Below are 6,760 nucleotides of genomic sequence, written 5' to 3' on the forward strand. Positions count from 1 at the left end.
ATCACATACAACACTGATCAGACCAGGCAAGGGGAACCCGTGCAATTTAATTCTACCGACAACTACATCGCTAGCAGCTCGCTTAAACAGGCTGTAAATGCCGCTATTATGCTTGAAAAACCCTTATTAATTAAAGGTGAGCCAGGTACAGGTAAAACCATGCTGGCTGAAGAGCTTGCTAAAAGCTTAGATACCGAGCTTATTCAGTGGCACATTAAATCAACCACCAAAGCACAACAGGGCTTGTATGAATACGACGCGGTATCGCGCCTACGCGACAGCCAATTAGGCGATGAGCGCGTACATAATATTGGCAACTACATTGTTAAAGGTAAACTGTGGCAAGCGTTTAACTACGCTGAACTTAACGGCAAACGGCCAGTGCTTTTAATCGACGAAATAGACAAAGCCGACATCGAGTTCCCAAACGACTTACTGCTCGAACTTGATAAAATGGAGTTTCATGTTTACGAAACTAACGAGCGCATTGTAGCGAAAGAACGCCCTATTGTGATCATCACGTCAAACAACGAAAAAGAACTACCAGATGCCTTTTTACGCCGCTGCTTTTTTCACTATATTGATTTTCCAAGCAGCGAAGAAATGCAGCAAATCGTTGATGTGCACTACCCTAACGTTAAACAAGATTTAGTTCGCCAAGCACTCGAAGTATTTTTTAACTTACGTGAAGCCAACGGTCTTAAAAAGAAACCTTCCACCAGCGAACTGCTGGATTGGTTAAAGCTTTTAATGGCCGAAGATATAGACGCTAAAACACTGCACGATAAAGCCCAAAAAGGCGGCTTAATGCCGATGTTTGGCGCACTGCTTAAAAATGAGCAAGACATAAGCCTCATCGAAAAACTTGCGTTTATGAGCCGTCGCTAACATGCTAGTACAGTTTTTCTTCACGCTGCGCAAATACCGCTTACCGGTAAGCTTGCGCGAGCTACTCGATTTAATAAACGCCTTAAAAAAAGGCGTTATATTTGCCGATGTAGATGGCTTTTACCATTTAGCCCGCACCATAATGGTAAAAGACGAAACCCATTTTGACCGGTTCGACAAAGCGTTCAGCGACTACTTTAGCGGTATTGCCGACCTTGATTTGCTCGAAAGTTTAAAGCAACAGCACAACTTACCTAAAGATTGGTTGCGTAAAGAGTTTGAAAAACACCTAAGCGATGAAGAAAAAGCCCAGCTAAAAGCCATGGGCGGGCTCGACGAGCTAATGAAAACCCTAAAAGAGCGTTTACAAGAGCAACAAAAGCGCCACGCAGGCGGTAATAAATGGGTAGGCACTGGTGGTACATCACCTTTTGGTGCATACGGCTATAACCCAGAAGGCGTGTGTATAGGGCAAGACGGTAACCGTAATCGCCAAGCGGTAAAAGTGTGGGATAAGCGCGAATACCGCAATTTAGACTCTGATCGCGAAATTGGCTCTCGTACTATTAAACTGGCCCTTAAAAAATTACGTAAATTTGCCCGCACAGGCGCAAGTGACACCCTTGATTTAAACGAGACCATTCGCGCTACCGCCAAACAAGGCGGCATGCTGGATGTAAAAATGACGCCCGAGCGCCACAATGCCGTTAAAGTATTAATGCTGTTTGATATTGGCGGCTCGATGGATGACTACATTCATACCTGCGAAGAGCTATTTAGCGCAGCCCACAGCGAGTTTAAACATTTAGAGTTTTACTACTTTCATAACTGTTTATACGAGCACGTTTGGCAAGACAATGCGCGGCGCCATTCAAACATCATCGACACCATGACGCTGATTAATAAATTTACCAGCGACTACAAAGTGATATTTGTAGGTGATGCCACTATGGGCCCATACGAAATAGCCTACCCCGGCGGCTCGGTAGAGCACTACAATGAAGAGCCCGGCAGTGCATGGTTGCAACGTATAACAAATCACTTTGATAAAGTCGCCTGGCTCAACCCACAACCTGTTGAACACTGGCCTTACTATCAATCAATTGATTTTATTAAGCAGCTGATGGATAACAGAATGTACCCATTGAGCTTAGATGGGATTAGTAATGCGATCAGGGAGCTGAGTTAATTATAATAAACGACAGCCAATAATATTGATTTCACTCTGACTGACCAATCTCTGGGTCATAGTATCTGTGCCAGTTGTAATAGAGTCCCGTTTCTGCATCAAAATACTGCCCTGGAAAACGAAGATTACTCGTTATTTGTTCAGCGACTGCTTGTTGAGTAATTATCTGGGTTGTACCAAAGGCATTATACTGGGCTTGCCAGAGCGTTTGTTTATATTCATCGGTAAGCCTTTGTGTGGCGCATAGTTTAACTACTTTTCGTAAAGATTTTTTACCACTATAAAAGCTTCACCATCACATGCACCTATCACAACCTCCTTTACTTTTAGAGAGTCAGTCTCATAATATTCAGGGGTCGTAAAACCTTTATCCGTATAAGCAATTACACATACAAAATGCCAACTCACCTTTGATGCAAAAATCAATTTCATCAATTCATTTTTTGAACTAATATTTTTTTTACAAGCAATATGCACCATCTCTTCATGTTTATTTATAAATGAAGTTTTTTCAAAACCAACTAAATCCCTCTCCGTACCCATTACATCATCAAAAATACAAATTACATCTAACTCTATTATTTTTTTATATAAATAATGGACTTCCCATAGTTTGCTAGACACCCAATGAGTTACATTGTAACTTCTAATAAGAGGTGTTTTATGAGCAAAGGCAAGCGTTATACCCAAGAGTTTAAAGCAGCGGCTGTTAAACAAATTACTGAGCGTGGATATTCAGTTGCTGAAGTCGCTGAACGGTTAGATATTTGTACCAAAACGTTATATCACTGGCGAAGCCAGTTATCAGAGAAACCCAAACAAACCAAATCATCAGATGAACAGCTAAGGATCGCCAAATTAGAGGCTGAGTTAAAACATGTCACGGAGGAACGAGACATTTTAAAAAAGGCCGCAAGGTACTTTGCCAGCAACCCCGAGTAAAGTACGGCTTCATTCGTGATCACCAAGATGAATTTTCTATCACTACGATGTGCCGCCTTTTTAAACTGCATCGCAGTGGTTTTTATGCGTGGTTAAAAAAGCCCTTAAGCGATAGAGCGCTTGAAGATAATCGTTTGTTGAAGCTCATTAAAGAGTTTTATGTAGCCAGTGGAGGCACGTATGGTAGTCCTTGGATACATGCAGACTTACGTGAAGCAGGTGAGCAATGCAGCGTAAACCGTGTTGCGAAGATCATGCGACAACATAAGCTTAAAGCGCAAATTGGGTATAAGCGTCGCCATCTTAAAGGCGGTAAGACATCGCGGATTGCAGATAACTTATTAGCGCGTCAATTTAACCCGCCAGCGCCGAACCTGTCGTGGGTGAGCGACATAACTTATATAAGAACTTATGAAGGTTTTTTATATGTGGCAACAGTAATGGATTTATTCTCTCGGCGTATTGTGGGCTGGTCGATGGATAAAAATATGGACAAGCACCTTGTTATAAACGCATTGTTGATGGCTGTATATCAACGTCAACCGAAGGCTGAGGTAATGGTACATAGTGATCAAGGTAGTCAATACGGTAGCGCAGACTATCTCGCATTTTTGAAAGAACATAATCTTGTGCCTTCGATGAGCCGCGCTGGGAATTGTCACGATAATGCAGTTGCTGAAAGCTTTTTTGCGACAATTAAAAAGCGAACAGTTAAGCGTAAGATATACTCGACACGCGAAGATGCGAAAGCTGAGATATTCAATTTTATAGAAATGTTTTACAATCCAAAAAAGCGCCATTCACACACAGGCGGTGTTTCACCTGCTAAGTTTGAAGAAGCGTATTATTCTGAGTTAAAAACTGTCTAGTAAAAGCTGGGAAGTCCATTAAGCCTTTGTGGGGCGCCTAAGTGTGAGTTATGAAATACAACAAATTAAAACACCGTTTTTATTAGCAATAATATTTAACATTAATTCTCACTACGTTTACTATTTCGTAGCCACTTGAGTAGTATAAGTACTTTTGCAACCTCCAAAACTATTAACAATGTTATAATTACGATTGCAAAAGAAGGGATTATACTTTTTAAGGCGCTAAAAAAGAAAAATGTTGGCGGTATTATAAGTAGCAACCTAAATGGGAGTTGTATTAGAGCTACGTACGCACCAAGTTTCCTCTCCTTAATTAAAAGATAACCAGAAGCAATTATTGACACTTTAACTAAATGAGCCAAAATTGTAAAAGAGACAGCCCATATAACAAAACCGCCTGACGATTTAATATCATCGAGTAAACCTGTGTAGAATGGAATACTCCCATTTATAACCGACGAAATAACCAACCAAGAAATAAACAGCAAATCTATTGCGCCAAAAAGTTTAATTATTTTATTCATTTAATTGCTCGGAAAATGTTTATAAGTTTTATTGGGGACAGCAGGAGCCCAATGCCAAGATTTACCACTTACAGACCAATCATCTTCATAGTTACCAAATGTTTGTTCAATCTTTCTGTAATCACCATCTTGCACGCCATAATTAGTCGAGCATTGTCCATTTTCATTGTATTAATCTTCAATACGTTTATCTTCCTTTGTACCGTACCACTGCTGCACCACATCCCTCGTCGAATGTTCCAAGTTGTGAGCGTTCATCACAGTCCTTATTAATCTTCACCTCCATAAAAATCGAATTTAACTTTCACTTTAGACTTACTGAGGCGAGCAAGTAAATCTGCAGAAAATTCAAACATCACATTTTCTGATGAGAATATGCCCAGTAAATAATGGCACTCTCCACCAGTATCATTAAGTAACTTCAAGTAACTTGAATCAAGGTTATTTAAATTTTCATTAATGATACTTTCAATACAGTATTCATCGAAGTTTAATGGGTCTTCATGTATGCGAAAACTAACGTTAGTTTTAGTGTAAGCGCCCTTTAAGGGCTTTCCTGATTTTGTTTTCTTTGTACATCCAACCGACTGAGAAAAGTGAGGGGACATAGCAATACCTACTTCCACTTCCTGAGCGTCAATAAATGGGTGCGATACATGAAACGTTACTCTGAATGAATTTTTAGAAGTCATAATAAATCTGTCCAATGTCCTTGAGGTGACCAGTGACCACCCTCATTTATACCAACCGTCCCATCCGGTGCAACCCCCGTCCACGACTTACCGTTCCCTATACCACCATGTGCACCATCTTTTATACCATGGAGCTTATCTTTATCCCAATCGTACTTATTTTTAACCTTATCAATAGGTTTAGTGCCTGATGGGCAATTTTTGGGCTTTTTTTCATTCTGATTACCATCTTTAGCATATTGATTTGCATCACTCTCATTAAACGCACAGTTAAACAGAGCCTGAGCAATTGGGTTTGGTCTAAATAAACTACCAATATCCAAGGTGTGAGCTGGGCGGGTATAACTAGTTGGTAGTCCAGTAACACTTTGTCCTCCTTGGTAAACAGGAGAAGCCGTTGGCGCCAAAGGTGATATGTAAGGCCTATTAATTGGCGTAACGGGGATGGCTCTTAAACCATTCGCATCGACATAATTAACTGGATTCCCCCCAACATACCCATAGGTGTTTATGCCTCCTGCTAATCCTATTAGATCTGATTGTAAGTACCGACCAATTTCTGGGTCGTAGTATCTGTGCCAGTTGTAATAGAGACCCGTTTCTTCATTAAAGTACTCCGTTGAATATTCAATATAAAAATCTGTAAACTCAAATAGCAGACACTGCGAGACTATTTGTTATGGTTATTGAATTACCCACTCCTCTAAGTTACTAATACTCAAGTCTTTGGCACACATAGCCTCTTTTAAGGAGTAGCGTAAAGTGACTTTAACTACGTGTTTGTTATCAATTGGCAAGCAACCTGATGAAATATAATGACTTTCTGGGGAGTCTATCATCGTATACAAATACGTACTTGACATTAGTACACCATTATTAGAAAAAACTTCTATCACTACCGACAGTTCATCATACTCAGAATAATTAGGTAACGTTATTGGTGAAGTTATATCAATAATTGAACAACTAGCATTATACTCAGCAGGTAAAGAGTGACTCTCTACTTTTACCCCTATTTCCTTTGCAAACGCAGGTGTTAACTCTGTGCTATGAGCAACATTTGTATTCAGGACTATCAAAATATTAAATAATACCAAATAATATTTCATACTAATCACCTCTTGATTGCGGAGTGAATGTTACCCATGCCCCACCATTAGCTATACTGTGACCACCATTCCCCCCAATCAGAAGTAAATTTGTTGGGGCTGTAACTGGCTGGCCTATTAAATTGGATAACTTTTGAGCAATCGAACCCGTACCACCTTTCCCAGTATCGCATGCATATATCTTCACCGGTTGCCCATCATCATAACCAGCACCATACATTATACTTAAAAGCTGTTGTGGGGTTAAAGTTCGCCCAAGCTTGTTTACAACTCCGTTTAAATTTCCGTGAGCACCAATTGAGAAGTCATTTGGACTATTAGGTATATGCCTAAACATTGCTCTCCAATATTTAGGTTGATTCATAGGCACTAAATTAACATCTGGGTTTAAGCCCAAGGGATCTACATAACTAACTGGATTCCCCCCAACATACCCATAGGTATTGATACCCCCCGCTAACCCTATTGTGAATCGCCCCGAGTTCATCGGAGACCAGTTTGTTTAAGTCAGGCCACTTTACCTGACTCGTTTAAATTATCATAG

General features: G+C 40.3%; 9 protein-coding genes and 2 pseudogenes. 3 read left to right on the forward strand and 8 right to left on the reverse strand.

Annotation, left to right across the window (positions count from 1 at the left end; translation table 11 throughout):
• The first annotated feature begins 39 nt into the window (after positions 1 to 39).
• Both MTN96_RS11550 and MTN96_RS11555 read left to right on the forward strand, forming a co-directional pair.
• A complete protein-coding gene (locus MTN96_RS11550; RefSeq protein ID WP_004586178.1) occupies positions 40 to 888 on the forward strand; it encodes a MoxR family ATPase in 849 nt (282 codons plus the stop codon).
• A gap of 1 nt (position 889) precedes the next feature.
• Entirely contained in the window at positions 890 to 2,077 is a 1,188-nt protein-coding gene (locus MTN96_RS11555; RefSeq protein ID WP_248531630.1) for a VWA domain-containing protein, read from the forward strand.
• A 31-nt stretch (positions 2,078 to 2,108) separates the two neighbouring features.
• On the opposite strand, the pseudogene MTN96_RS37290 reads toward MTN96_RS11555, so the two are convergent.
• Both MTN96_RS37290 and MTN96_RS11560 read right to left on the reverse strand, forming a co-directional pair.
• Positions 2,109 to 2,255: pseudogene (locus MTN96_RS37290) on the reverse strand (RHS repeat-associated core domain-containing protein); the annotation flags it as partial.
• A gap of 74 nt (positions 2,256 to 2,329) precedes the next feature.
• Positions 2,330 to 2,701, reverse strand: a complete 372-nt coding sequence (locus tag MTN96_RS11560) for a hypothetical protein (RefSeq protein WP_248531637.1) — start codon at positions 2,699 to 2,701, stop codon at positions 2,330 to 2,332.
• 39 nt (positions 2,702 to 2,740) lie between these two features.
• Here MTN96_RS11560 and MTN96_RS11565 point away from each other — a divergent pair.
• Positions 2,741 to 3,888, forward strand: a protein-coding gene (locus tag MTN96_RS11565; protein WP_248531639.1) for an IS3 family transposase whose coding sequence is annotated in 2 segments (ribosomal slippage) — positions 2,741 to 2,978 and positions 2,978 to 3,888 — 1,149 coding nt in all. Because the reading frame shifts where the segments join, the coding sequence is not laid out codon by codon here.
• Positions 3,889 to 3,989: 101 nt separating this feature from the next.
• On the opposite strand, the gene MTN96_RS11570 is transcribed toward MTN96_RS11565, so the two are convergent.
• The 6 genes and pseudogenes from MTN96_RS11570 to MTN96_RS11595 form a co-directional block, all read right to left on the reverse strand.
• Positions 3,990 to 4,415 (reverse strand): hypothetical protein, encoded by a 426-nt coding sequence (locus MTN96_RS11570; RefSeq protein ID WP_248531641.1) that lies wholly within the window; start codon positions 4,413 to 4,415, stop codon positions 3,990 to 3,992.
• 269 nt (positions 4,416 to 4,684) lie between these two features.
• Positions 4,685 to 5,107, reverse strand: a complete 423-nt coding sequence (locus MTN96_RS11575; protein ID WP_248531643.1) for a hypothetical protein — start codon at positions 5,105 to 5,107, stop codon at positions 4,685 to 4,687.
• Entirely contained in the window at positions 5,104 to 5,514 is a 411-nt protein-coding gene (locus MTN96_RS11580) for a hypothetical protein (RefSeq protein WP_248531645.1), read from the reverse strand. Before MTN96_RS11580 ends, MTN96_RS11575 begins: the two co-directional genes overlap by 4 nt.
• A gap of 57 nt (positions 5,515 to 5,571) precedes the next feature.
• A pseudogene (locus tag MTN96_RS37020) lies at positions 5,572 to 5,781 on the reverse strand (RHS repeat-associated core domain-containing protein); the annotation flags it as partial.
• 9 nt (positions 5,782 to 5,790) lie between these two features.
• Positions 5,791 to 6,216 (reverse strand): hypothetical protein, encoded by a 426-nt coding sequence (locus MTN96_RS11590; RefSeq protein ID WP_248451903.1) that lies wholly within the window; start codon positions 6,214 to 6,216, stop codon positions 5,791 to 5,793.
• 1 nt (position 6,217) lies between these two features.
• Positions 6,218 to 6,580, reverse strand: coding sequence for a hypothetical protein (locus MTN96_RS11595; RefSeq protein WP_248451902.1), 363 nt, complete (start codon positions 6,578 to 6,580; stop codon positions 6,218 to 6,220).
• Between the last annotated feature and the right edge of the window lie 180 nt (positions 6,581 to 6,760).

Source organism: Pseudoalteromonas sp. 2CM28B, from assembly GCF_023161935.1.